This is a genomic window from Pseudomonas sp. NPDC087336 (genome assembly GCF_044744285.1).
GTDB lineage: Bacteria > Pseudomonadota > Gammaproteobacteria > Pseudomonadales > Pseudomonadaceae > Aquipseudomonas.
Genome location: NZ_JBIUYA010000032.1, coordinates 40,067 through 62,411 on the forward strand (window position 1 = coordinate 40,067; position 22,345 = coordinate 62,411).

Sequence of the window (22,345 nt, forward strand, 5' to 3'; positions counted from 1 at the left end):
TTGTCGGGTGGATGCTGTTACAAGCTTTTGCACGGGCTTAAGCTTTTTTTCACATTGGTTTCACCGGCTGCCGACGCCCACCTCCTTACGCTCACGGCACCTAATGAAGGGCTGCGAGGCGGCTTGATGTGGAACTGAGACTGAGTCTGTTCGGAATACGCCGCTCAATAGACCTGAACCGTTTTGGTCGTTATCGCAATGCCATCGTGGTGCTGGCCTCGGCGCTGCTGGCGATCCTCTTGACTGTATTGCTGTTACGGCCTGCCGCCGTGCCGGACCTGGCCCACGGCAATGTGCAGGGCGCGCGGGCGCTGCTGGCGGGTTGGGCCAAGGGCGACATGATCGTGCTGGTGCGCCATGTCGAGCGTTGCGATCACTCCAGCGCGCCCTGCCTGAGCGGTAACGATGGCATTACCGATCGCTCGCGCAGCGTTGCGGTGGCCGTCGGTGCGCGGTTCGAGCAGCTTGGGCTGCGCAAGGCCGACATCTACAACAGCCCGATGGTGCGTACGGCACAGACGAGCGGCTACATGTTCAACACGGTCGGCGCCGGCGACGACTGGTTGATCAACTGCAAAGGCACGATGTTGCACGACGCCCTGGCGCACAAGGTCGCCGGGCGCAACCTGATCCTGGTGACGCACAGCGAATGCATGGCGCAACTGCAAAAGGATCTCAAATTACCGACTTCGACCTTCGGCTATGGCTCCGCGCTTTTCGTCACCGCCCAAGCGCAGCAAGCGCCACGCATCCTCGGTTTCATCGAAGCCTCGGACTGGCAATCGGTGACCACCGAATGAATTCACTCTCTGAATCAGGACGCACCATGCAGACGGCTTCCCGTTCTCGTTTTTACTGGCTGAACTTCGGTATCCCACTGGCCTGCGCGGTTGTGGTGTTCCTGATGTTCGACCTGACCCGGATCGACATCGCCTTCAACAATCTTTTCTATGACCCGGTGACGCAGACGTTCCCGCTGGACCATGTGCACCTGTTTGAAAAAATCACCCATAAATGGGCGCGGATCATTCCGAACTGGACCGGCGAGATCGCCATCATCGGTGCCTTGCTGTCGTTTCTCTGGCCGCGGTTGAAGGCTGAAAAACACGCGAAAGTCATCGCCTTCCTGGAGAAGATCAAAGTCGCGCCGGTATTGCGCTTTGCCAGCAAGCATCGTCGGGATTTCCTCTACGTGGTGCTTGCGTTCTCCATCAGCACCGGTGTGATTCACTACCTCAAGGGCCATACCAGTGTGTATTGCCCGATCGAGACGACCCAGTACGGTGGGAAGATCGAGCATAAGGAATGGTACGAGAATTTCGATTTGCTCAAGGTCGCCGGTGACGGTCGCTGCTGGCCGGGCGGGCATGCCTCCGGTGGTTTCACCATGCTTGCGCTGTACTTTGTTGCACGCCGTTACCGCTGGCGCTATTCCAAGGCAATCATGTACGGCTCGCTGGCCCTGGGGTTCGTGTATGGCACGACGCGGGTGGTGCAGGGTTGGCACTACATGTCCCACACCTTCTGGGCCGGGATCTTCGTGTGGCTGGCGTGTCTGCTGACGGCGCTGGCGTTTTACGGGCGAGCGCGGCTGGAGATGCCGGCCCTGCGCAAGGCTGAAGAACCGGCATTGGTGGCTCAGCCTGGCCGACTTACTCCTGCGGATCGACAATATCCAGCGCCCGGTTCACAGCCAGCTCCGCCAGCATGACGACCTGCGCAATCCCCAGCGCCGTGTTGCGCTGGGGGCCGGTGAGGTAAGTCGCGAAATCATTGAGCATGACGCTGGCTGAAGCCAATGATTCGCACGCGTGGGCGAGGAGGCTTTCGGATTTTATGTCGGGGAGGAGCGTGAAGAAGGGGCTGGGGCGGTAGGGTTTGGTGGTATCGAAGGGGGGATCGGGGGTTAGCTTATCCAAGATGATTAACCTCTTGCGTGGGTGCCAGTACTTGCCGTTCTCACACAGCAAAGAGGTGGCAGCTATGTGCGAGGTGAGAATCCGGTCATAGCCACCCGGTCAGACAAAAGTCTGCCCGCACACAGCCGCCATTGCGCATTTACAGACAGCGGACAAGCTGCCGGCAATTATGCGGATACTGGTAGTGCATGGCTATTACTTGCCGGGTTCTCACACCCGATCACTGAGCGGTCAGTGACGACAAAAGATTAATCAGCCCCCTTCCGAGCGACAACCTGAAAGACCTGTGGGATTTTTCCCTGCGATTGGCTCTGGGGGTAGGACCTTTCGCAGGACAAAAAAAAAGCCCGCGGGAGGGCGGGCAAACCGTAGTTTCTTGAATGAGCGAGTCAAATGTACAGGGAGTTGCCTGAACGCGGGGTGAAGAAAAGTTCATGTGTTGCCCGAGGGGCAAAACCGGAAAATGGCTCAATACTCCGTCACTTTCTGCCTCTGCAAAATCCACCCCGCCTCCCCAGGCATCAGCCGGTACTGAATCTCGCGCACTTTCCCCGTCCGCCCCGCCGAAGCGTCGGCACCGTCATACAGCGCAAACCGCTGCACCAATGTGTTTTCTGCCACGGCAAACTCGTCCTCGCCCCGATACCCCTCGGCGATCTTCGGGTCTTCGCTGACCGGTGGCAGATAGATCGCACTGAGCGACTTTTTACGGTTGGCGGCGTAGGCCACGAGTTCGCCGGGCAACCCACGCCCGGGTGACCTGACGTAGACGTAAATTTCCGGTGAGCCGTCCCGATCAAGGTCTCCGACCTCCGCCCGGGCGATGTCGCCAGTCAGGGCGTGAGTCATGGCTGAATTATCGATTTCCAGCCCTCGGGGAGCGATGCGTACTGCACGGCTACCGTCGATCGACTCATCCGTCACATGAAAGACAATGCCCTGCAATTCCAGCGTCTGGTCGAAAGGCCGGCTGCCATTGCCGGCATCGGAGGCGCCGACTTCGCTGGTGGCGTGTGCCGGTAGGCAAACCATCGCTGCCAGGAGGGCCAGAATCCGCATATTCATGTTTTGCATTCCTCAATGCTTCTGGTCAGTGGAGGATCGAGCCTGTAGTGAAGTCATCAGCATAGATCCGCCCACGACCCGCCAGTGACCTATTCTTTTGATTCCGGCCAGCATCGAAAGGGGCAAGACCCATGAACGATTTGCTGAAAAAAGTACTCGACGCCCATGGCCAGCTGGAGCGCTGGAACAAGTTCACAACGCTCAACGCCACCATCGTCACGGGCGGGGAATTATGGGCAATGAAAAGCGTGGTGCAAGACACCATGCCCCGCGAGATGACCGTCAGCCTGCACCAGCAAAACGCCAGCGTGACACCCTTCGGTAACCCGCACTGGCGCACGGCATTCCAGGCCGACTACATCGCCATCGAAACCACCGATGGCGAAATCGTGCGCGAGCGATCGAACCCGCGAGAATCATTCGCCGGGCACGACATGGACACACCCTGGGATCCGCTGCACCGTGCCTACTTCAGCGGGTACGCCATGTGGACCTACCTGACGACACCGTTTTTCATGGCGATGCCGGGCTTCAATGTCAGTGAAATCGCTCCCTGGCAGGAAGGCCACGAGGCCTGGCGCGGTCTGCGGGTCGAATTTCCACAACACATCGCCAGCCACAGCCGTTTCCAGGATTTTTACTTCGGGGACGATGGCCTGTTGCGGCGACATGACTACCACGTCGATGTGGCGGGCGGGTTTGCAGCTGCCCAGTACGTGAGCGAGTACGTTGAGGCCCAGGGCTTTCGTTTTCCCACACGGCGTAGAGCCTATCTGCGGGGTGAGGATAGGCAGCCTGTGCGGGAGAGGGTGATGGTGTCGATTGACTTGAGCGATTTTCGGTTGAGCTGAGGGGCAAGGTGGGTCTAATCCTGAAATAGATCTAAACCTGTTTCACCCCGACGCATCTCCAAATACAAAGCAAAAACTGAGTAAATGAGAGGATGGATATTCCTGCCCAATGGTCCCAAACATTCAGTACGGCGCTTATTGAGCGACAAACTATCGGAGAGTCAGGAGCCGAGGTTTCTCGCATTCGCTGCATCAACGGCGAACACCTGTTCCTGAAGTCCGAGTCCGTTGGCCCGCACAGTGAGCTGCCGGAAGAGATTAAGCGTCTTCGTTGGATGAACCGGCTAGACCTGCCTGGGCCGACCGTTCTTGATGTGACGACAGAGGACAACCGCCATTGGTTACTCATGAGTGCCGTCCCCGGACAGGATCTGGCCAGTGCCAACGACTTGTCTGCACCCCAAATCATCAGCGCCCTGGCGATGGCGCTACGTACGCTGCACCAGGTGCCAATTGAGAACTGTCCCTTTGACCACCCGTTGCAGCAGCGCATGGCAGTCGCCAGGAGCCGAGTGAGTGCCGGGCTGGTTGACGAGTCAGACTTTGACGATGAGCGGCTGGGTCGGACCGCTGAGGATGTCTTCGCAGAGCTGCTGTCGACGCTTCCCGAAACCTATGATCTTGCCGTCACCCACGGCGATGCCTGCCTTCCGAATTTCATGATCGAAGGAGGCCGCTTTACCGGCTACATCGACTGCGGCCGACTAGGCATCAGTGACATCTATCAAGACCTTGCGCTGGCTGCCCGAAGCATTGAACGCAATTTGGGACCGGCATGGGTGGCCCCATTTTTTCATGAATATGGTGTGGAGCCAGATCAGCAACGTATAGCGTTTTACTGTTTGCTGGACGAGTTCTACTGAGTCTGGCTGGCCTCTTCGTGGGCAAGCCCGCTCCCACAGGGGGGCGTGAGGCTTGGATTACCGAACCCCAGATGCAACAAAACCCGCACTGGGCGGGTTTTGTCTTGCTTCGTATTTGGTGGGCCGGGGTAATCTGAACAGGAAATATAACTTATTGTTTATTAAGAAAAAGATCGGTTTTATTTTTTGTCTGGAATGCCATTTGGAATGCCAAACGTTGTATGTCGCTTCAGATCGGACAGTTAATCACTTTGTTCCTTGTCCCAGGCTTTTGGTAAGCGAGCGCTGGATAACCTGAACGTTTTTCTCTTTTGTGGACTGATTTTCACCACGGGTGAAGGGTTGTCGGTTTGAGCGTGAGGGAAATCATCGGTCGGGCTTGAATTTAAGTCCAACGGTGCTGATTGTTCTGACTGATCATCCTCTGCCGCCGCGGACGGCATTTGACTATTGCAGGGTGAATCTGGAACGAGGGTAATAGCCTCTCCCTGTTCAAGTAGAGGTTCAACGATTTCTGGGGCAGCCTGCGAACTAGAGCGTTCATTTGGAGCTGCCGAAGTGTACTCGCCTGACTTCTGCTTCAGCAGCTCAGGTTCACCCATTGATTTTTCAGCTAAGGAATGGCTGGGGATGGCTGAGTTATCGGGCTGTATGGCGCCTCCGACGAACATCTCGTGGAGGTCTTGAATTGTGTGGTGACGACTCCCCTGCAAAGTTTGTTTCGGCAGTTGCCTTTGCTGTCTGCGCACATGGGCTGCATAAGCCTTTGTAATCATGCTATCCAGCAGCACGGCGGGGCTCTTTTTTTGCTCTTTGGCCATGGTTTGTAGATGGCTCTTGGTGGCTGTACTCAGAGTGAATGCGCACACTTGGCGGCCGCTCTCCTTTTTCTTGTTTCTGTCTCTCTCCTGGCGCCAAGCATCCTTCATATCGCGAAATAGTTTGCTCGCGCCAGCGTCCTGCTCGATATACATGCCTGCATCCAGCATTTCGTTGTGGGACGGAAGCTCATTCGGAAGGATCCTCTCCCCGCTATCGAAAATTCTCTCTAAGCCTTTCGCTTGCAAATACTTCAAGGCCCAAAGGCGTTGATTCGTATTTTCAGGATCAAGCCAATCCAGCCCAACTACTCTTTTGCGTCCCATTCTCATCTATTCCTGCTGGAGCATTGGTTAGGGCTAGTATATTCATTATTGATAACGTTATGAATAACGTTATTAGATTTTTCAGGTAAAAATAGGGTATATTTAGCTGTGATTATTTCCGGAATTCATATGCTAAATAGTCTTTTATCACTGGATTTAGGGCGGCTTGATTCGAAGGCTCGGTTCACGCTGGCTTCGTTTTACCTGCGTTATGAGTTCACTGCCACAGGGCCGATCACTATTGATGAGCTGGCGGGTTGCCTTGGAGTGCCCACGAGAGAATGTGCCAATACGCTCAACTTGCTCCTGGAAGAATCGATCCTCATCGCTACAACGGTGTTGGCTCAACGAGCCGGTCGGCTGAAAAAATCATTTCGCATCCATGACGACGTGGTCAATAAGCTCGGGATTGCGAGTTTGATTTCGCGCCCCATCGATCTTGCGCCGCACTTTGGCGCCGTCGAGCACCTAATCAAGGGGCCTTACATTCACGCCACTAGGCCCGACGTGGAAATCTATTCGATGCCTACTGTGAAGGCGGAGCAAACGAGGGCAGCAGTGCCGAACCGCACTTCACTGCTCAGTCGATCCAATCGACTTCTGCTTGCAGTGCTATCCGCTCATGCAGACCGTTTTGGCGTAGTAAATTCGCTCGGGAATGTAGAGCTATGTCGACTTACCGGCCTTGAGCAGATAAGTCTTAAGCAGCGGATTAAGAAGCTTGTTGAAATGGGGTTTATTCGGCGACACGTGCCCGGAGTCGCCAGCCCCATTTATGCTGAAAAACTCAAAAGCAGTTATGTCCTTAACCTGAATCATCGGCAAATCACCTTGGGGACGGACAAGAACGGCTTCGTTGTGTATGAGTGCGCGGACGAATGGGCTGATGATGTGCGTTACATAGGGGACGTTTGGTTTGATCTTGAGTGCTGGCGTAATTCCGCTACTAAGCATAAATACTCATTGCCTGAATTTTCCACGCCGGCCTCGGTTCTCCGTCTTTTTAGGCGTGCTCCCAAACACGCGATTGAGCAACTCCAGTTTTTTCTGAGCGGTTGCGTGACAGAGCTTCTGGCGCGGCACTGGGAGCAGCTAGATGTAGCTAAATCAGACTTTTTCCTTAGCGTCCGAGGTGACATCAGCGCATTTTTTCGTAAGCCAATGAGGGATGTTGAAGATGCGAGCTCGCTCGACGAGACTGAGATCATAGATTTTCTTTGGGAGATGACTATTCAGTTTGCACGGGTGTGCAAGGTGCGCTTTTCACGGATTGATGGACTTGCCTGGTCAAGCCTGAACTTCAGACTTCTACCCAGTGATCTGCGACTAGGTTATTCCTGTTTGGGGATGTTGCTTGATGGGGGCGCTGGCAGTGGCTGGCTGCTGAGGGAATTCGGCGAGCACGCTGGAACGACGAAGATTACTACGGAAGCCCTTTGCCCTGAGGAGCTTAGAGAGAAAGCGGGGTTGCTCACGCCAGCACGAGCGACAGCCGTTTAGGCGGTTATTTTTTATCGCCCCTGCCAATCCTCTGAACGAATACGAGGAGCCCCGTTCATGAGGATCATCCGTTTAAAAGAAGTCATCGACTCGACAGGTCTTGCCCGGTCGACCATATACAAATACATCGCGGAAGGTAGCTTCCCGAAACCAGTATCTCTCGGCGACCGCTGCGTCGGCTGGGTCGATAGCGAGGTGCACGATTGGATCCTGGCACGGATCGAAGAGCGTGACCTGGCTGAGGGCGCTGCAGTGCGGTCCACCGGCCACCTGAGTATGGCAAGCTAGAAACCACCATAAGTGCCATGACCGGCTATGGCTGGTCATGGCGCTTATGGTGAATGGGCCTATGTATTTTTCGATAAGCAGAGCGGCGATGTTTCTCATTGCTCGACTCGTTTGGGCAGCTATATCAGCGAATGCCGAAATGGTTTTCTTCCAGAGTAACGGACTAGCAGAAATTCCCCCGCTAGGCTGGATAATTGAGGCTATGTTTCCCTAGCCAGTCGAGAGCGTCATTCTCGGTAAAAGTAATATGCTTTAAGCAGTGACCACTACCTGCACGGTTTCAGGATTACTCATTGGGCTACAGGCACTTGTATGGGCATGCGCCAGCAGGATTCGCAGGGTGCAGTTCCAGAGTGGAATACCACCTATGGGATACGTATAAGGGGCGGTGAATCTAAGCCTAGATACCTATCATAAAAACGGTACCTAGGTAGGCTAAGCAGCAGAGTCAATAGTTAAAAAATACTCAATGGGTACAGGTTATGAACCTAACCCAGGAGTAGTAACCATGCACCTTGATTCTCCCAAGACAAAGCGCCCTCTGCTTCGTCATTCCGGTAACTCCAACCTTCACCTGCACGACTTGCCTACCTTCGATGGCTTGCCCGTAATGCTGGCCGCAGGGCCGTTCATCCGAGAGTACCTCTCCCGTCTCAAGCAGACCATTGACCTAGCGCTGGAGCAACACTCAAGGGTGCTGGCATTCCGAGTGGATCTGCGCCTGCCCTTGGGTATTGACCTGCCTGACTACGCTTACACCAACGAAGTTATCAGCCGGTTCATCGAATCATTCAAGGCCAAGATCGAGCACAACCGCGCCAAGGCACGTGAACGGAATCCGTACGCTCATGACAGCAAGGTGCGTTACGTCTGGGCAAGAGAAATTGGAGAGATGGGACGTCCGCATTACCACCTGCTGATCTTGCTCAATCAGGAGGCTTACTACACGCTTGGGTGGCTCAAATCTAAAGCCAGCAATATCAATAACCGCATGAATGAAGCCTGGGCCAGTGCTCTGGGGCTGTCAGTTGATGACGTGAGAGGACTGGTGAATATCCCACCGAACGCTGAATACCGGATCGTGCGAAATGTCCGATCTGGTGATGTCGACGAATTGCCTGCACTGTTCTATAGGGCGAGCTACTTCTGCAAGGCAGCTACGAAGTCCTACGGGGATCGTCAGCGAGGATTCGATACCAGTAGGGGTTAATGCCGCCATCGGTGCGTGATCTTTAGGGGCTCGTTTAATTTATGAGCCCTGCTGGCGGTAATGGCGATTGCTGATTTCCTGACCGACGGTACAGGATGCTGTGTTGTGGCGGGCCTCTTCGGGTTTGCGTGATGACCCTTCTCAGTCCTGAATTTATAGCGATCAAAATGATCATAACTTTATTTGTTAAATGAAACCATGGACGTGCTTAAAGGCATGCCATAAGCTCTGCTAAATTATGTTCATAAAGAGTTGCAAAACCACATGACGTCCATGAACCCGCTTGCAGAGTTCGCTCAGCCACAGCGTGATCGCCTAGCTTTTATCGAGCTGCGCGTGCGCTTCGTTGGGGATATTCGTCGGCAGGATCTGGTCGAGCGCTTTGCTATTCAGTCTGCTGCAGCCACCCGAGATCTTGCGCTCTATAGGGAGCTAGCACCCGGCAACATCGATTATGACTCCAAGGGTAAGGCCTATGTACTTGGCGCAGATTTCTGTGCGCTATTCAATTACCCGGCCGAAAGAGTCATGTCTTGGCTGGCGCAGGCCTTCGGCGATGGCGAACCGCTGCTGTTCAAAACCTGGGTGCCCTGTGAGATTCCCTTCAGGCTGACGAACCCAGATTTGGATGTGCTGGCGAGTGTGACTCGCTCCATTCATAAGGGCTGTCCCCTGGCTATCGAGTACCACTCTATTTCCAGCGGTAAGTCCAAACGCGAGATTGTGCCTTTCGCCTTGATCGATACAGGGCTGCATTGGCATGTACGAGCCTTTGATCGCAAAAACCAAGAGTTTCGTGACTTTGTAATCACGCGAATCAAACGCCCGCGCTTGCTCAAGGAGGAGTCGCCGGCATCCCATGAGCTGAGCGATCAGGATATCCAGTGGACTCGCATTGTTGAGTTGGATTTGGTGCCGCACCCGGATCAGCCGCACTCGGAAATTACCGAGATGGATTACGGCATGCATGGAGGCGTATTGCGAATGAAACTGCGTGCGGCAACGGTGGGCTATGTGTTGCGCAAATGGAGCGTGGACTGTACCCCGGATCATAGTCTGCGAGGGCCAGAACACCGTCTTTGGCTGAAGGACTCATTGGCAATATACGGCGTTAAAAATGCTGTGCTAGCGCCAGGATATTCGGAGCCGGAGCGTACGGCCGGAGCAAAGAAATGATTTCTGCCTACCACGCCAAGTACTACGCGCACGAGTTAACAAGACGCCATGCTGCCGATGGCATTGACCGCCTGTCTCAGTCCCTGTTTGACGCCAGTGTTGATCTGAATCCTCATCAGATCGAGGCAGCACTGTTTGCTTTGCGTAATCCTTTGCAGCAAGGAGTCTTGCTCGCCGATGAAGTAGGTTTGGGCAAAACCATCGAAGCCGCGCTGGTTGTCTGTCAGCTATGGGCGGAGCGCAGTCGCAGGCTGCTGATTATTGCCCCGGCCAGCTTGCGCAAGCAGTGGGCGCAAGAGCTGTCAGAGAAGTTTGCCGTGCCCTGCACTGTGCTGGATGCCGTGGCACTTAAGAAGCAATCATCCGGCAGCGTACTGGGAACATTGCAGCACCTTGCTGGTAAATCAGTCCTGATCATGTCCTACCAGTTTGCTGCCCGTCTTGAGGCTGAATTGCGTGCCATTCCTTGGCATGTGGTGGTTCTCGACGAAGCTCACAAGCTTCGCAATGCACACCGCCAGAGCAACCGAACTGGCCAGGCCTTGCGCCGGGCGCTGGAAGGCCGCAAGAAGTTGCTGCTAACGGCTACGCCGATGCAGAACTCGTTGATGGAGTTGTATGGGCTGTCCACCCTCATCGATGAGCATCTGTTCGGCGATGAAAAAGCCTTTCGCAAGCAGTATCTGAACAACCCTGCTGGGCTGGAGGAGCTGCGAGGGCGGCTTGCTGGTTTCACTCAACGCACTTTGCGTAAGGATGTGCTGGAGTACATCCAATACACCGAGCGCAAGGCTATAACCCAGCCATTTAGCCCTACGGATGATGAACACGCGCTTTACGACCAGGTGTCTGATTTCCTGCTACGCGAACATTCTTTTGCCTTGCCCAAAAGCCAGCGCCATCTCACAGGTCTGATTCTTCGCAAACTGCTCGCATCCAGCACCCCAGCCATCGTTGCCACGCTGATTACCGTTCGGGCTCGGCTGGAACAGATGCTGGTAGACGAAGCCTCGGCAGAGCAGATCAACCTGCTGGAGCAATGGGTAGAAGAGGACGACCTCGAAACCGACTATCTCGAAGAAGAAGAAGAAGAGCCAGAGTCGGATGAACGGCTGCCCTCACAGCCGGTTGTACAAAGCCCAGAGCATAAAAAACAGTTTATCCAAGCAGAAATAGATGAGCTGACGGCCATCATTGAGCTCGCACATAGGCTGCGTACTGATACCAAAGCTCAGTCCCTGCTCACTGCTTTGCAACTAGGCTTTGCCAGCATGGCTGAGCTTGGAGCCTCACGTAAGGCCATCATATTCACCGAATCAAAGCGTACTCAGGAGTACCTGCATCAGTTCCTGTCTGCCAGCGGTTATGATGGCAAGTTGGTGCTGTTCAGTGGCACGAACAACCATCCCGACTCCACCCTTGTCTACCAGCAATGGCTGACTGAACATAAAGGCACTGATCGGATAACCGGATCCCCCCAGGTAGACCGCCGCACTGCGCTTATTGATCACTTTCGCAAGGTCGATGGCAGCGGTGCGGAAATCATGATCGCCACAGAGGCGGCTGCTGAAGGTGTGAACCTTCAGTTCTGCGCCTTGCTAATTAACTACGATCTCCCATGGAATCCACAGCGGGTCGAGCAGCGCATAGGTCGCTGCCACCGCTACGGTCAGAAATTCGATGTGGTGGTTATTAACTTCCTCAATACCCGCAATCAGGCAGATCAGCGCGTATTGGAGTTGCTGACTGAAAAATTCAGCCTGTTTTCTGGTGTGTTCGGTGCCAGTGATGAGGTGTTAGGCAGCATCGAAGGTGGCCTGGACTTCGAGAAACGAATACAGAAAATCTACGATACCTGTCGCCAGCCAGATCAGATAGAAGCTGCCTTTAATGCGCTGCAGACAGAGCTAGAAGAAGCGATCAATGACCGCATAAAGGACACCCAGTCCCTGCTGCTGGAGAACTTCGATGAGGATGTTCATGACCGCCTCAAGTTGAGACTGGACGAAGCTGAAGCCCGGCTTGACAGACTAGGGCGCTGGTTCTGGGGAGTGACCCGCTATGCCCTAAGTGATCGGGCACGCTTTGATGATCAAGCGTATGCCTTTTCGCTGACCAGTCCGCCAGATATTGAGGCTCTGCAAATTGTGCCGGGCCGCTATCAGCTCATCCGCGGTGCCGCTCAACCCGATATGTTGGCACACGCCTACCGTCTCAGCCATCCGCTGGGCGAGTGGAGCATTGCCACCAGCCTCAACGCCTCTACTCCGGTCGCCCTGCTCAATCTGGACTACGCCAAGCATGGCACGCGCATCTCGGTCATTGAAAAGCTACTCGGCAAGTCCGGCTGGCTCACACTGGTGCGGCTCGAAGTGACAGCCTTTGATACAACCGAGGCGCTGTTGTTCTCAGGCCAGACGGATGATGGTGAGCTGCTTGATCAGGAAGTCTGCGAAAAACTGCTGACTATTCCGGCAGCTGGTAAGCCCATCGCTATTGATGATGCAGCGCCCAATGCCCTGGTGGCGAACAGTCAGCGCTTGGTGCAGGCCACCATTGCCAGCGTGTTGGAAGCCAACCAGCGACTGTTCAATGAAGAGCGTGAAAAGTTGGAGCGTTGGGCAGATGACAAGCTCGTCGCTGCTGAGGAAGCGCTTAAGAACACCAAGGCCAGCATTGCCCAACTAAAGCGAGATGCCCGCAAAGCCGCGACGCTGCAAGAGCAGGAGTCCATCCAGCGTGAGCTTTCGGAGTTGGAGCGCAAACAGCGCCGTCAGCGCCAGGAAATTTTTGCCGTTGAAGACGAAATAATCGAGAAGCGCGATGCGCTGATTGAGTCTTTGCAGCAACGGCTGCAAGAGAAAACCGATACCCAATCGCTGTTCACCCTGCGCTGGCAGGTGGTGTGAACCGAGCACCGGAAACGAATGAATTAAGGCCCGAATTATGAGCACAGCCGTGATCGCTAAACAGAACGCTAAATTCCAGCAGCTCGTTACCAAGCTGCGAGAAATATTCCAGATTGACCGACCGGAGCTCGACTTTGGCATCTATCGCATCCTCAATACCCGCGCCGATGAGATAAACGACTACCTGGAGAACCGGCTAGCAGAGAAAGTGCAAGCCGCGCTGGCTTTAGGCAATGCCGCCAACACCCAGCAGCTGCAAATCGAATTGCAGGAGGCGGAAAAAAATGCCCATGCACTGGGCGTCAGTCCTGATGGTGTGCCCAAAGTACAGGAATTGCGCAACAAGCTAAAAGCAATCACTACCGGCTATGGCGAACATGAAAACGCTGTGTTTTCGCACCTGCTCACGTTCTTCTCGCGTTATTACGACAACGGCGATTTCATCAGCCAACGCCGCTACAAGGGCGACACCTACGCCATTCCCTATGCGGGGGAAGAGGTGATGTTGCATTGGGCCAACAAGGACCAGTACTACACCAAGAGTGGCGAGAATTTCGCCAACTACAGCTTCAAGCTGCCTAGCGAGGACGGACAATCGGGCCGCACGGTTCATTTAAGGCTAGTGTCGGCAGACACCGCCAAGGACAACCGCAAGGACAACGATAAGGATCGTCGGTTTGCCCTAGTTGAACAAAAAACCGTTACTCGCATTGATGAGCTGGGCGACGAGTATGAGGAACAGCTCCTGCCGGTCGAGGAAGTTAATGGTTCGAGCGGCAAGGAGCTGATCGTTCGCTTCGAGTACAAAGCCGTCGCCAAAGGCACCAAACAAGACGCACTGGTACAAAAGGCTGTCGCAGCGGTATTGAGTGACGCTGCCGTCAAGGCTCGCTGGCTGGACTTGAGCAGCCGATCCCCTACTGAGAAGAACCCTCAGCGCACCCTGCTGGAAAAGCATCTGGTTGACTACACCACAAAAAACACTGCCGATTACTTTATCCACAAAAACCTGGGTGACTTCCTGCGTCGGGAGCTGGACTTCTATGTCAAGAGCGAAGCCATGCACTTGGACGATGTGCAGAATGCTAGCGCCTTTGCCGATATCGAGAAGTCGCTGCGCATGATCCAGTGCTTGCGGTCCATCGCGCTAGAGTTGATTGTGTTTTTGGCCCAGTTGGAAGACTTCCAGAAGAAGCTTTGGTTAAAGAAAAAGTTTGTGGTGTCCAGTCACTACTGCATTACTTTCGATCGAATTTTTGATATCGGTGCTGGCGTTCAGAATGTCGAAGAAAAGGCCAAAGTCATCGCTATCCGGGGGCAGTTGATTGCAGACATTTTGGCGAATGAAAGGCAATGGGAGCGGTGGAAGCAGCTTGGATTATGGGATGGAGAGGCAACTGGCACCCTTGAGGATCTGAAGGCAAGGCCTTATCGGATGGTGGATACCACTCTGTTTGAGATCGACTTCAAGCGGCGATTGCAGGCTGCCATTGAAGAAATCGATACTCATCTGGGCGGCTTGTTAGTTCACGCTGACAACTTCCAAGGCGTGAATCTTTTGGAGGCTTCTTGGCGTCAAACGATCTCTGGCATCTACATAGACCCACCGTACAACACTGACGCCTCTCCAATTGTCTACAAGAATGGGTACCAACACTCGTCCTGGGCAAGTCTGTTCACGGGCCGAATGACCACAGCTTTAAGACTTCTCAGTCCAGATGGCATGATTTGCGTTGCAATCGATGACTTTGAGTACTCACAACAGTATTTGATGATGAGTGGAGTGCTGGGGCTTCAGCACTCCGGAACAGCGGTAGTGAGGAGTAAGCCACAGGGAAGGCCAACTGCGTCCGGGTTCTCCGCGAATCACGAATACGCAGTTTTCTGGTCCCCTGTCGAAAAGCCGGTCATCGGGCGACTTCCGCGAGTCGGCTCCAAGGCAGAGCGTTACCCTAACACCGACGAGAAAGGCATTTACTCGTGGGCAAACTTCAGAAAATCGGGCACCGATTCAGATCGGTCAGACAGGAAAAAATCGTTTTATCCTGTTTATGTGCAGGATAAATCTGCACGTGTTCCAGCAATGTCGTGGAGCAGCGAACAGGAGCAATGGATTGTTGAAGAAGAAGTCGTTCCTAATGAGACCGCTGTCTGGCCTATCGATTCAAATGGTAATGAGAAAGTGTGGACGTGCTCTGTGGCTCGCTTGCGGACTGAGCTAGACGACCTGAAAGTCGTCAGGAGCGATAACGGCCCAATTGAACTTCAGAAAAAATATAGACCGAACCAAGACGGTGCTTTACCTGGAACGTGGTGGGATCGCCCCGAATATTCCGCAAGTGAGAGCGGCACTAAGGTTCTCAAAGACCAATTCAAGGCAAAGGATTTTGATTTCCCCAAGAGCATTAACCTTGTCGTTGATAATCTACGCGTTCTAAACATCAAGGACGGCAATACCGTACTTGACTACTTCGCAGGCTCGGGAACGACTGGGTGCGCCACAATTGCCCTAAACCGAGAGGATGGAGGCGGTCGTAAGTACATCCTCATTGAGCAAGGCGAGTACTTTGAGACTGTCCTCAAGCCAAGGGTGCAGAAAGTCATTTTCTCCGCTGACTGGGCAAACGGCCTACCCACCGCCCCTGATACTGGAATTTCCCACTGTTTCAAGATCATCAAACTCGAAAGCTACGAAGACACGCTGAACAACCTGCAACTGCGCCGGGACGCCAAGCAGGGTGAAACGCTGTCCCTATTGAATCAGCAGACCCAAGACGACTATCTGCTGAACTACATGCTGGATGTAGAGAGCCGCGATTCGCTGCTTTCCGTGCAGGATTTCAAGAAACCTTTCGACTACACACTGAACGTGGCGGTCGATTCGGCGGGCGCGTTTGAGCCGCGCAACATCGACCTAGTCGAAACATTCAACTATCTGATCGGGCTACGCGTCCGGCATGTCGATGCTCAACCAGAGCGTGGATTTTTAACCGTCACTGGAATGCTGCCTAGCGGCGAGAGCTGCCTGGTGCTGTGGCGTGACTGCGAAATACTAAATTACGAAGGCGTGAGTAAACTCTGCGACCGGCTTGCCATTAACCCGGCAGATAACGAGTTTGACGTGGTTTACATCAATGGTGACCACAACATCCCGACCGTACTGACGCAAACCGCAGAAGAAGGCGGTGCCACCCGTGTGCTCAAGCTGCGTCAGATTGAGCCTGAATTTCTGCAGCGTATGTTTTCGGCGGAGGACATCTGATGGCGCGTCCCCGCAAGACTATCGCGACTACAGGCGCCAGAGTTGTCGGAAAAAAGCGCAGCTTTCACCAGGAGTTGGTGCTTAATCGATGGATGATGGGTTTTTTCAAGGGCGGTAACCTAGGTGCATTGAAGTTGCGCCTAGGTGATGACCGACACGAAGGTATCGATGAGGACGGGCAAACCAAATTCTTCCACGAGCTGACTCGCAATCTGTTCGAAGTAGATCGAGTATCTGAAGTTGACTTACGGCGCTATGACCTGAGCATTGTTGGCCACTGGCAAGCCATCACCGTTCAGCGTAATAAGCTGGAAGGCCATGAACTGCAGATGAAGTACTTTCAGTACCTGTCGCTGCTGTTCACCGAGATCTATCTGGACTGGTATTTCAACAAGCGTCAGGCCCTGCTGGATAGTCTGAATGAGGAGATGCTGCGCTATCGTTCCGAGGCCGGTGCGGAGCAATTTAATGCCTTTGAGGCAGACGATCTGAACAAGATTGCCTTCTGGAACGCCACAGGTAGTGGTAAGACGCTGCTACTGCACGTCAACATCAGGCAGTACCTGCACTATTTCCAAGCAGGTCAGTATGAGAGTTACCCGAGCAAGATCATTCTTCTCACGCCCAATGAGGGCTTGTCACGCCAGCATTTGGAAGAACTGCATCTGTCAGGCTTCAGTTTTGCTCAGTTCTTCAACAAGGCGCAGAACCCTGCGCGCGGAACCATCGAGATCATCGACATCAACAAGCTTGGTGATGAGATGGGGGATAAGGTTGTTGCTGTGGATGCCTTCGAAGGCAACAACCTGGTGTTAGTGGACGAAGGCCATTCCGGCACAGGCAAGGCCGGTGGTGCGTGGATGAGCCGGCGTGATGCACTGGTGCGCGGCGGCTTTGCCTTCGAGTACTCGGCTACTTTCGGCCAGGCTGTAGCCAAAGGAATGACCGTGGCTGCGGCGGAGGAAGACATCCAGAAAAAGAAGTCAAAGATGCTGTTCGAGACAGTCAGTCTGAAGAAGCTGGATGACAGCCAGCTGGCGCAGCTTGCTCTGAGCAGCGATGAAAAACGCCTAGCGCGTATCTCCGCAACCCGTGAGATCTACGCCAAGTGCATCTTGTTCGATTACTCCTACAAGTTTTTCTACGAAGACGGCTACGGTAAAGAGTCGTTGATTCTGAACATGAACGGCGAGGCCTACGAGCAGGAGGAGTACGCCCGCAAATACTTCACTGCCTGCCTATTGGCTTTCTATCAGCAGCTTTGGCTTTGGAGCACTCATCGCGACAAGCTGACCGACTTCAACATCGAAAAGCCGCTTTGGGTGTTCGTGGGCAACAGGGTGTCTGGTGAGGAGTCGGACATCCTAGAAGTGGTCAATTTCCTAGCCTACTTTCTGAATAATGATGCGCAGATCAGAGTATGGCTCGGCGACCTAATTGCGGACAAAGCTCAGATTCTTGATGCGAAGGGCAACAATATCTTCAAGGGGCGTTTCAGTCCTCTAATGAGTTTCGTTGGTAAGCCGGAAGATCTGTATGCCGACATCCTGCATCGAGTGTTCAATGCGCCAGCGAGGCAGCGGCTGAAGCTGGTCAATATCAAGAGCAGCAAAGGTGAGCTGGCATTGCGTGTGGGTGATGCTGAGCCTTTCGGCCTCATCAATATTGGTGACGATGCAGGCTTTTTTGGCCTGGCTGAGAAGGTCGATGATTTCGATAGTGAGCGTGATGATTTCGGTGGCGCTCTTTTCGGTACTCTGAATAACAGAGATAGTCGGCTAAACATGCTGGTCGGCTCGCGTAAGTTTACTGAGGGCTGGAGCAGCTGGCGTGTCTCTACCATGGGCCTACTCAACATGGGGCAGGGCGAAGGCTCGCAGATCATCCAGTTGTTCGGGCGCGGCGTGCGCCTCAAGGGCAAGGGCTTTTCGCTCAAACGTAGTTTGCCAAATGAGCGGCCAAAAGCCTTGCATCTGGACAAGCTGGAGACGCTGAATATTTTCGGGGTGCGTGCCAGCTATATGGCCACCTTCAAGGATTATTTACGCGAAGAAGGCATCACTCCCAGTGACGAAATCCTGCATCTGGATTTTGAAACCAGGCCGAACCTGCCTGCCTGCACGCTCAAGACGTTGACCTTGAAAGATGGCTACAAGGACAACCAGAAGCTGGGGTTCAAGCGTACGCATTTCCCGCTGCTGTACGAAGTTCCCGAAACATTCAAGGACAAGATCAAAAACCCTCATGTGGTACTTGATCTATATCCACGAGTCGAAGCGCTGTCCACGCAGGATAAAGCCGTGGTGGCCACGGTTGAAGCACGCCATAAGGGCAAGCTGAACACAGCGCTGTTCACACTATTCGACTGGGATCGCATCTATCTAGCCTTACAGGACTACAAGCTGCAACGTAGTTGGAGCAACCTACGGTTGGATCGTCAGAAACTGATCGATTTCTGCGCGAACTCATCTGACTGGTACACGCTTTACGTTCCGGCGGCGGAGTTGTCGCTGGCGGGGTTCAACGGCATTCGTAAGCAGGAGGACATCCTCATTCGTCTGCTGACGGATTACACCGACCGTTTCTACAAAGCGTTGAAAACCGGCTACGAGGGGCAGTTTTACGATGTAATCCGCATGGAAGAAGATCACGGGTCGATGCTGAAACTCTATCAGTTTGAGATCGAAAATACGGATGACGGTCTGGAGTATCAGGAACGGCTGGAAGTGCTGAAGAAATTGGTGGCTGACGGCAAGATCGGTGAGGCCAGTAAGTGGAATGCGCCCCACATGGTCGCCATAAGCTTTGATCGCCATCTGTACTATCCGCTGTTATCACTGGAAGACAAAGACGCGGTTCCGTTGAAGATGCGCCCTCTGGCTTTTGATGCGCCAAGCGAATGGGATTTTGTTCAAGACCTGGAGGCGTTCTACAACTCGCCTAAGGGCCAGGCAGCCATCGGAGGGCGCAGTCTTTACTTGCTGCGCAATGCCGATAGCCAAGCAAAAGGGCTAGGTTTCGCGCTGGCTGGTAACTTCTATCCAGATTTCCTGTTGTGGCTTGTTGATGATGCCACCGGCAAGCAATGGCTGAGCTTTGTGGATCCTAAAGGCCTGCGGAACCTGAATCTATCTGACCCCAAGCTTGGGCTATACACGGAAGTGAAGAATCTAGAAGCAACACTTGCTGCTCAGGCTAAGCCTGGTGAGCCTTCCTTAGTCTTGAATGCTTTTATTCTGTCACCAACTAGGTTTGCTGATCTGCTCAATGTCGCCGATGCAACGACGAAGGCTGACCTGGAGGATTGTCATGTACTGTTTATGGAGGACGGACGCGACAGCTATCTGAGCAATATGTTTGCACGGATAGTTTGAAATGGCTGACGGCTCACTGGCTTTCAGGAATTAAAGCCAGTGAGCTGGAATGTCAATCGCATGGTTTTTCGCAACCGTATTCAGCGTAGCGACAATTTCGGCGTGCCGGATCTGCTCGGCAGCCTGCCAACTGGTACGGCGATCCAAAAGGCTTTTCAGCTCTCTCAGGTTGTACATGCCCAGGCGATGGAAGTTGCCCCAACTCGGAATGCCGAACAGGTTATAGATAACAACAGTGGCATCACGCTCGCTTGCCAGACGTTTCTCGCCTGTTAGCTTTTCCGCAGCCTCTTCAGCTTCGTCGCGGTCGTCGTAGGTGTTAAGCAGTTTCATAGGTTTCGGATGCAAGCTCAATGGGGCGTAGATTTTGCCCGACTGACGAAAAAAGAGCATCCCCATCATAGGCGCAAGGTGAGTATCTGCTCAGCTATGCACTTGGCCAAAAAAATATTGAAGTGAAACCAATAAGGGGCGTATGCCCCTATTGTCAGGTTTACCAAGCCGACGGTGCTTTTCACTGGCCCGGCAGTACTCAGGATCATTATTGCAACAGATAGCCCATCGGCTGGTCATCTTTGTCGAAGCAGAGGATGGTTTCACAGTGACCGCCTAGCTGATCGGCATTTGATTCGCTGATATCGGGCAACCATTTACCCAGCTCAGCGACTGGTACCTTCTTGTTGTTGATATAGCAGTCGTCATCAGCTTGCGGGTTGCACCAGGCAGTTTTGACTTCTGGCCATTCGGACTGGGGAGCGGCAAGGGTATTCGTCGTTGTTGATGCAGTTCCGTTTTTCTCCTGATTCCACGCGGCCCAGCCACCGATGTAGCGCTTGTCGAAGGTCGAAACCAGTTCATTGTCTGGGACGCCTGCATCCAGGTAGAACTTCATCAATAGACTGCCTGCTTCAACGTACGACACTTGACGAGTAGCGTCGGTGCGGTAGGCGACGGGCTTGCCGTCGGTACTACTGCCAATGCGATACCAGATGGAGAGTTGGAATGGGGTGTCTTCCTTCCATTGACCTACTTCTGCACCTTGGATTCGGCAGTTGCCACGCTGACACATGCCATTGACCTTGTTGGTGATACGGACGTTTTGCTGGCGCTGAGCGTCCCAGATATCCACGTAGCGCGTGCTGGTGAGCCAAGTACAAAAGAGCATCGGTTGACCCGTCGCTGCTGGGCGGGTGACGCATGGAATTGCCTCCGGGAGGTTGTGCGTCGATTTTTCGTCGGGAAAGAAAGCCGCTGTACCTTGGTACGCGGAGATTTCAGCGTTGGCTTGGGCGCAGAGCGCGAGAAGGAGAATGCTAAAAATACGTTTCATGGTCTGTTTCTTACTATGAAGGTGAGAGAGAAAGAGGTCTTGAACAGGCTGCTATTGCTTGTAAACAACCTTGAGCTGTTTGTTGACGTAGTCCTTGATGATTTCGTAATCGGGGTTATAGGTAACGAGCGTATGACCTACTCCTGCTGCGGCCGTTAATGTCGCGATGGTCAATGTGGCGGGTGTTGTCAGGACGCTGAATACGGCACCCAGCGCGCCGCCTTGTACCACTGCACTTTTCACATCGCTTTTGACTCGACACTTCAGTCCCTGGCTTTCAATCTTGGTTTCGACCAGTTTGATGCCTGCCATGAAATTTCCCCTGAGACCATGGATCTCGAAGGACGCTTTGCTTTTCACGAGACCTTCAATCTGTGCTTCGTTTAGGCCGGTTACGACGATCATGGTTTTTCTGAGCTCCTTGTATGCAATAGAGGGTTAGATAAAAGTCGAATATCAACCTATTAGGATGAGTCTCGGTTTGATGAGTCCTTCATGTCAATGGGTTGATGCTCAACCATCCGGGTTGTCCTGGAGGGTGAAATGTCAAAAACCAAATCGAAGCAGCTAGCGGAGTTTGTTGGGCAAGCCATTGCGCGCCAGCGCATTCGCAGCAAGTTGAGTCAGGAGCAGGTTGCGGAAAAGCTCGGGATTGGAAGCGAGGCCGTATCCCGTATTGAGCGTGGCGTTGTGATGCCTAACATCGAACGCTTAATTGAGCTGGCGACGGTCTTCGGCTGCGAGACTGCTGACCTGCTAACTGAGGGCAGCACGCGTCAGGAGGATCAGGCGCGTCGACTGCAGGGGCTGTTATCCGTGCTGGACTCAGGTGACCGTACGCTGGTGTTGGAGTTTGTGGAGAGTTTGGTGGCGCGCCTCAGCCGGGGTTAAGCCGCTCCTTGATTTCGGCTGCCTCGTTGAACAAAGCACCACAGCGTAGGCAGAGAGAGTCAAAGTCGGCGAAGTGGAACCGCACAACCTCATCTGCCTCTTTTCTGGCCACTGGATAAGCAGGCACAACTGCGGCCAGCCCGCTGAGAAGAGCGAACTGGCCGCTCCTTTCATGCGGATGTTGAGCACCCTCGATTGCGCTATTAAACAACCCGATCAGCAAGGTCAGCCCTTTGGCGGCGTCACGTGTCAGCACGGCGCTGGAGTCGCAGATCAAACACTGTCTGTTCATCGTTATGTTTCCTATTGAGTTGAGGCGCTAGTGCATGCCTGACGCTCCTCAGACGTAGGGTTATTTCGGTGCTGCCATGGTGGCATCTGCCGCTGCTGGCTTGGGTGCCAATGCTTTTAAGAGACGGCAGAACATCCAACACGCCAGCAGTACGGCGATCAGCAGTGGTGGGAACCGCACTATCAAAAGCACCAACAATAGAGTGGCCAAGCAGCCCGCAAGAATGCCGGTGAACATGAGTACGGCCGCAAACATGCGTAGTAGCTTCAT

At 53.7% G+C, this 22,345-nt stretch carries 20 protein-coding genes; 12 read left to right on the forward strand and 8 right to left on the reverse strand.

Features of this window, described 5'->3' with window-relative positions; all coding sequences use genetic code 11:
* Positions 1-128 precede the first annotated feature (128 nt).
* Positions 129-800 (forward strand): histidine phosphatase family protein, encoded by a 672-nt coding sequence (locus tag ACIO0C_RS25605; protein ID WP_401316265.1) that lies wholly within the window; start codon positions 129-131, stop codon positions 798-800.
* A 26-nt stretch (positions 801-826) separates the two neighbouring features.
* A complete protein-coding gene (locus ACIO0C_RS25610) occupies positions 827-1,711 on the forward strand; it encodes a phosphatase PAP2 family protein (protein WP_401316267.1) in 885 nt (294 codons plus the stop codon).
* Here ACIO0C_RS25610 and ACIO0C_RS25615 read toward each other — a convergent pair.
* Both ACIO0C_RS25615 and ACIO0C_RS25620 read right to left on the reverse strand, forming a co-directional pair.
* Positions 1,653-1,919 (reverse strand): DUF6124 family protein, encoded by a 267-nt coding sequence (locus ACIO0C_RS25615; RefSeq protein ID WP_401316269.1) that lies wholly within the window; start codon positions 1,917-1,919, stop codon positions 1,653-1,655. The genes ACIO0C_RS25610 and ACIO0C_RS25615 overlap by 59 nt on opposite strands.
* 468 nt (positions 1,920-2,387) lie before the next feature.
* Positions 2,388-2,984: a hypothetical protein gene (locus tag ACIO0C_RS25620; RefSeq protein WP_401316272.1), complete on the reverse strand. Its 597-nt coding sequence runs from the start codon at positions 2,982-2,984 to the stop codon at positions 2,388-2,390.
* 131 nt (positions 2,985-3,115) lie between these two features.
* Between ACIO0C_RS25620 and ACIO0C_RS25625 the strand changes: the two genes are divergently transcribed.
* Both ACIO0C_RS25625 and ACIO0C_RS25630 read left to right on the forward strand, forming a co-directional pair.
* Positions 3,116-3,835 (forward strand): hypothetical protein, encoded by a 720-nt coding sequence (locus ACIO0C_RS25625; RefSeq protein WP_401316275.1) that lies wholly within the window; start codon positions 3,116-3,118, stop codon positions 3,833-3,835.
* A 92-nt stretch (positions 3,836-3,927) separates the two neighbouring features.
* The gene (locus tag ACIO0C_RS25630) at positions 3,928-4,698 is read left to right on the forward strand and encodes an APH(3')-II family aminoglycoside O-phosphotransferase (protein WP_401316278.1); all 771 of its coding nucleotides are present in this window, start codon (positions 3,928-3,930) and stop codon (positions 4,696-4,698) included.
* A 242-nt stretch (positions 4,699-4,940) separates the two neighbouring features.
* On the opposite strand, the gene ACIO0C_RS25635 is transcribed toward ACIO0C_RS25630, so the two are convergent.
* Positions 4,941-5,843, reverse strand: coding sequence for a hypothetical protein (locus tag ACIO0C_RS25635; protein WP_401316281.1), 903 nt, complete (start codon positions 5,841-5,843; stop codon positions 4,941-4,943).
* 129 nt (positions 5,844-5,972) lie between these two features.
* On the opposite strand from ACIO0C_RS25635, the gene ACIO0C_RS25640 reads away from it, so the two are divergent.
* The 7 genes from ACIO0C_RS25640 (at position 5,973) to ACIO0C_RS25670 (ending at position 19,562) form a co-directional block, all read left to right on the forward strand.
* Entirely contained in the window at positions 5,973-7,343 is a 1,371-nt protein-coding gene (locus ACIO0C_RS25640) for a hypothetical protein (protein ID WP_401316284.1), read from the forward strand.
* A 57-nt stretch (positions 7,344-7,400) separates the two neighbouring features.
* Positions 7,401-7,631: an AlpA family transcriptional regulator gene (locus ACIO0C_RS25645; protein WP_003235111.1), complete on the forward strand. Its 231-nt coding sequence runs from the start codon at positions 7,401-7,403 to the stop codon at positions 7,629-7,631.
* Positions 7,632-8,139: 508 nt separating this feature from the next.
* A complete protein-coding gene (locus tag ACIO0C_RS25650; protein ID WP_401316287.1) occupies positions 8,140-8,841 on the forward strand; it encodes an inovirus Gp2 family protein in 702 nt (233 codons plus the stop codon).
* A 264-nt stretch (positions 8,842-9,105) separates the two neighbouring features.
* Positions 9,106-10,017 carry a WYL domain-containing protein gene (locus ACIO0C_RS25655; RefSeq protein ID WP_401316289.1) on the forward strand — a complete coding sequence of 304 codons (912 nt, stop codon included), beginning with the start codon at positions 9,106-9,108 and terminating at the stop codon, positions 10,015-10,017.
* Entirely contained in the window at positions 10,014-12,926 is a 2,913-nt protein-coding gene (locus ACIO0C_RS25660; protein WP_401316292.1) for an SNF2-related protein, read from the forward strand. Before ACIO0C_RS25655 ends, ACIO0C_RS25660 begins: the two co-directional genes overlap by 4 nt.
* Before the next feature lie 37 nt (positions 12,927-12,963).
* Positions 12,964-16,188 (forward strand): DNA methyltransferase, encoded by a 3,225-nt coding sequence (locus tag ACIO0C_RS25665; protein ID WP_401316295.1) that lies wholly within the window; start codon positions 12,964-12,966, stop codon positions 16,186-16,188.
* Positions 16,188-19,562, forward strand: coding sequence for a DEAD/DEAH box helicase family protein (locus ACIO0C_RS25670; RefSeq protein WP_401316298.1), 3,375 nt, complete (start codon positions 16,188-16,190; stop codon positions 19,560-19,562). The genes ACIO0C_RS25665 and ACIO0C_RS25670 overlap by 1 nt, the downstream gene beginning before the upstream one ends.
* Before the next feature lie 30 nt (positions 19,563-19,592).
* On the opposite strand, the gene ACIO0C_RS25675 is transcribed toward ACIO0C_RS25670, so the two are convergent.
* From ACIO0C_RS25675 to ACIO0C_RS25685, 3 genes are all read right to left on the reverse strand, one after another.
* A complete protein-coding gene (locus ACIO0C_RS25675; RefSeq protein WP_401316300.1) occupies positions 19,593-19,895 on the reverse strand; it encodes a hypothetical protein in 303 nt (100 codons plus the stop codon).
* A gap of 208 nt (positions 19,896-20,103) precedes the next feature.
* Positions 20,104-20,892: a hypothetical protein gene (locus tag ACIO0C_RS25680; RefSeq protein WP_401316303.1), complete on the reverse strand. Its 789-nt coding sequence runs from the start codon at positions 20,890-20,892 to the stop codon at positions 20,104-20,106.
* Between the two features lie 51 nt (positions 20,893-20,943).
* Entirely contained in the window at positions 20,944-21,297 is a 354-nt protein-coding gene (locus ACIO0C_RS25685; protein ID WP_055137633.1) for a hypothetical protein, read from the reverse strand.
* A 138-nt stretch (positions 21,298-21,435) separates the two neighbouring features.
* Between ACIO0C_RS25685 and ACIO0C_RS25690 the strand changes: the two genes are divergently transcribed.
* Entirely contained in the window at positions 21,436-21,783 is a 348-nt protein-coding gene (locus ACIO0C_RS25690) for a helix-turn-helix domain-containing protein (RefSeq protein WP_017739179.1), read from the forward strand.
* Here the strand turns inward: ACIO0C_RS25690 and ACIO0C_RS25695 are convergent.
* Together ACIO0C_RS25695 and ACIO0C_RS25700 are read right to left on the reverse strand one after the other, a co-directional pair.
* Positions 21,770-22,075: a hypothetical protein gene (locus ACIO0C_RS25695; RefSeq protein ID WP_401316307.1), complete on the reverse strand. Its 306-nt coding sequence runs from the start codon at positions 22,073-22,075 to the stop codon at positions 21,770-21,772. The two genes, ACIO0C_RS25690 and ACIO0C_RS25695, sit on opposite strands and share 14 nt — an antisense overlap.
* A 60-nt stretch (positions 22,076-22,135) precedes the next feature.
* Positions 22,136-22,345, reverse strand: coding sequence for a hypothetical protein (locus ACIO0C_RS25700; RefSeq protein ID WP_401316309.1), 210 nt, complete (start codon positions 22,343-22,345; stop codon positions 22,136-22,138).

Excerpts from the sequence above, each read along its gene's own strand:
- ACIO0C_RS25610 (WP_401316267.1), top strand. The coding sequence starts at position 827 with ATGCAGACGGCTTCCCGTTCTCGTTTTTACTGGCTGAACTTCGGTATC.
- ACIO0C_RS25620 (WP_401316272.1), bottom strand. The coding sequence starts at position 2,984 with ATGAATATGCGGATTCTGGCCCTCCTGGCAGCGATGGTTTGCCTACCG.
- ACIO0C_RS25625 (WP_401316275.1), top strand. The coding sequence starts at position 3,116 with ATGAACGATTTGCTGAAAAAAGTACTCGACGCCCATGGCCAGCTGGAG.
- ACIO0C_RS25630 (WP_401316278.1), top strand. The coding sequence starts at position 3,928 with ATGGATATTCCTGCCCAATGGTCCCAAACATTCAGTACGGCGCTTATT.
- ACIO0C_RS25635 (WP_401316281.1), bottom strand. The coding sequence starts at position 5,843 with ATGGGACGCAAAAGAGTAGTTGGGCTGGATTGGCTTGATCCTGAAAAT.
- ACIO0C_RS25640 (WP_401316284.1), top strand. The coding sequence starts at position 5,973 with ATGCTAAATAGTCTTTTATCACTGGATTTAGGGCGGCTTGATTCGAAG.
- ACIO0C_RS25645 (WP_003235111.1), top strand. The coding sequence starts at position 7,401 with ATGAGGATCATCCGTTTAAAAGAAGTCATCGACTCGACAGGTCTTGCC.
- ACIO0C_RS25650 (WP_401316287.1), top strand. The coding sequence starts at position 8,140 with ATGCACCTTGATTCTCCCAAGACAAAGCGCCCTCTGCTTCGTCATTCC.
- ACIO0C_RS25655 (WP_401316289.1), top strand. The coding sequence starts at position 9,106 with ATGACGTCCATGAACCCGCTTGCAGAGTTCGCTCAGCCACAGCGTGAT.
- ACIO0C_RS25660 (WP_401316292.1), top strand. The coding sequence starts at position 10,014 with ATGATTTCTGCCTACCACGCCAAGTACTACGCGCACGAGTTAACAAGA.
- ACIO0C_RS25665 (WP_401316295.1), top strand. The coding sequence starts at position 12,964 with ATGAGCACAGCCGTGATCGCTAAACAGAACGCTAAATTCCAGCAGCTC.
- ACIO0C_RS25670 (WP_401316298.1), top strand. The coding sequence starts at position 16,188 with ATGGCGCGTCCCCGCAAGACTATCGCGACTACAGGCGCCAGAGTTGTC.
- ACIO0C_RS25675 (WP_401316300.1), bottom strand. The coding sequence starts at position 19,895 with ATGAAACTGCTTAACACCTACGACGACCGCGACGAAGCTGAAGAGGCT.
- ACIO0C_RS25680 (WP_401316303.1), bottom strand. The coding sequence starts at position 20,892 with ATGAAACGTATTTTTAGCATTCTCCTTCTCGCGCTCTGCGCCCAAGCC.
- ACIO0C_RS25685 (WP_055137633.1), bottom strand. The coding sequence starts at position 21,297 with ATGATCGTCGTAACCGGCCTAAACGAAGCACAGATTGAAGGTCTCGTG.
- ACIO0C_RS25690 (WP_017739179.1), top strand. The coding sequence starts at position 21,436 with ATGTCAAAAACCAAATCGAAGCAGCTAGCGGAGTTTGTTGGGCAAGCC.
- ACIO0C_RS25695 (WP_401316307.1), bottom strand. The coding sequence starts at position 22,075 with ATGAACAGACAGTGTTTGATCTGCGACTCCAGCGCCGTGCTGACACGT.
- ACIO0C_RS25700 (WP_401316309.1), bottom strand. The coding sequence starts at position 22,345 with ATGAAGCTACTACGCATGTTTGCGGCCGTACTCATGTTCACCGGCATT.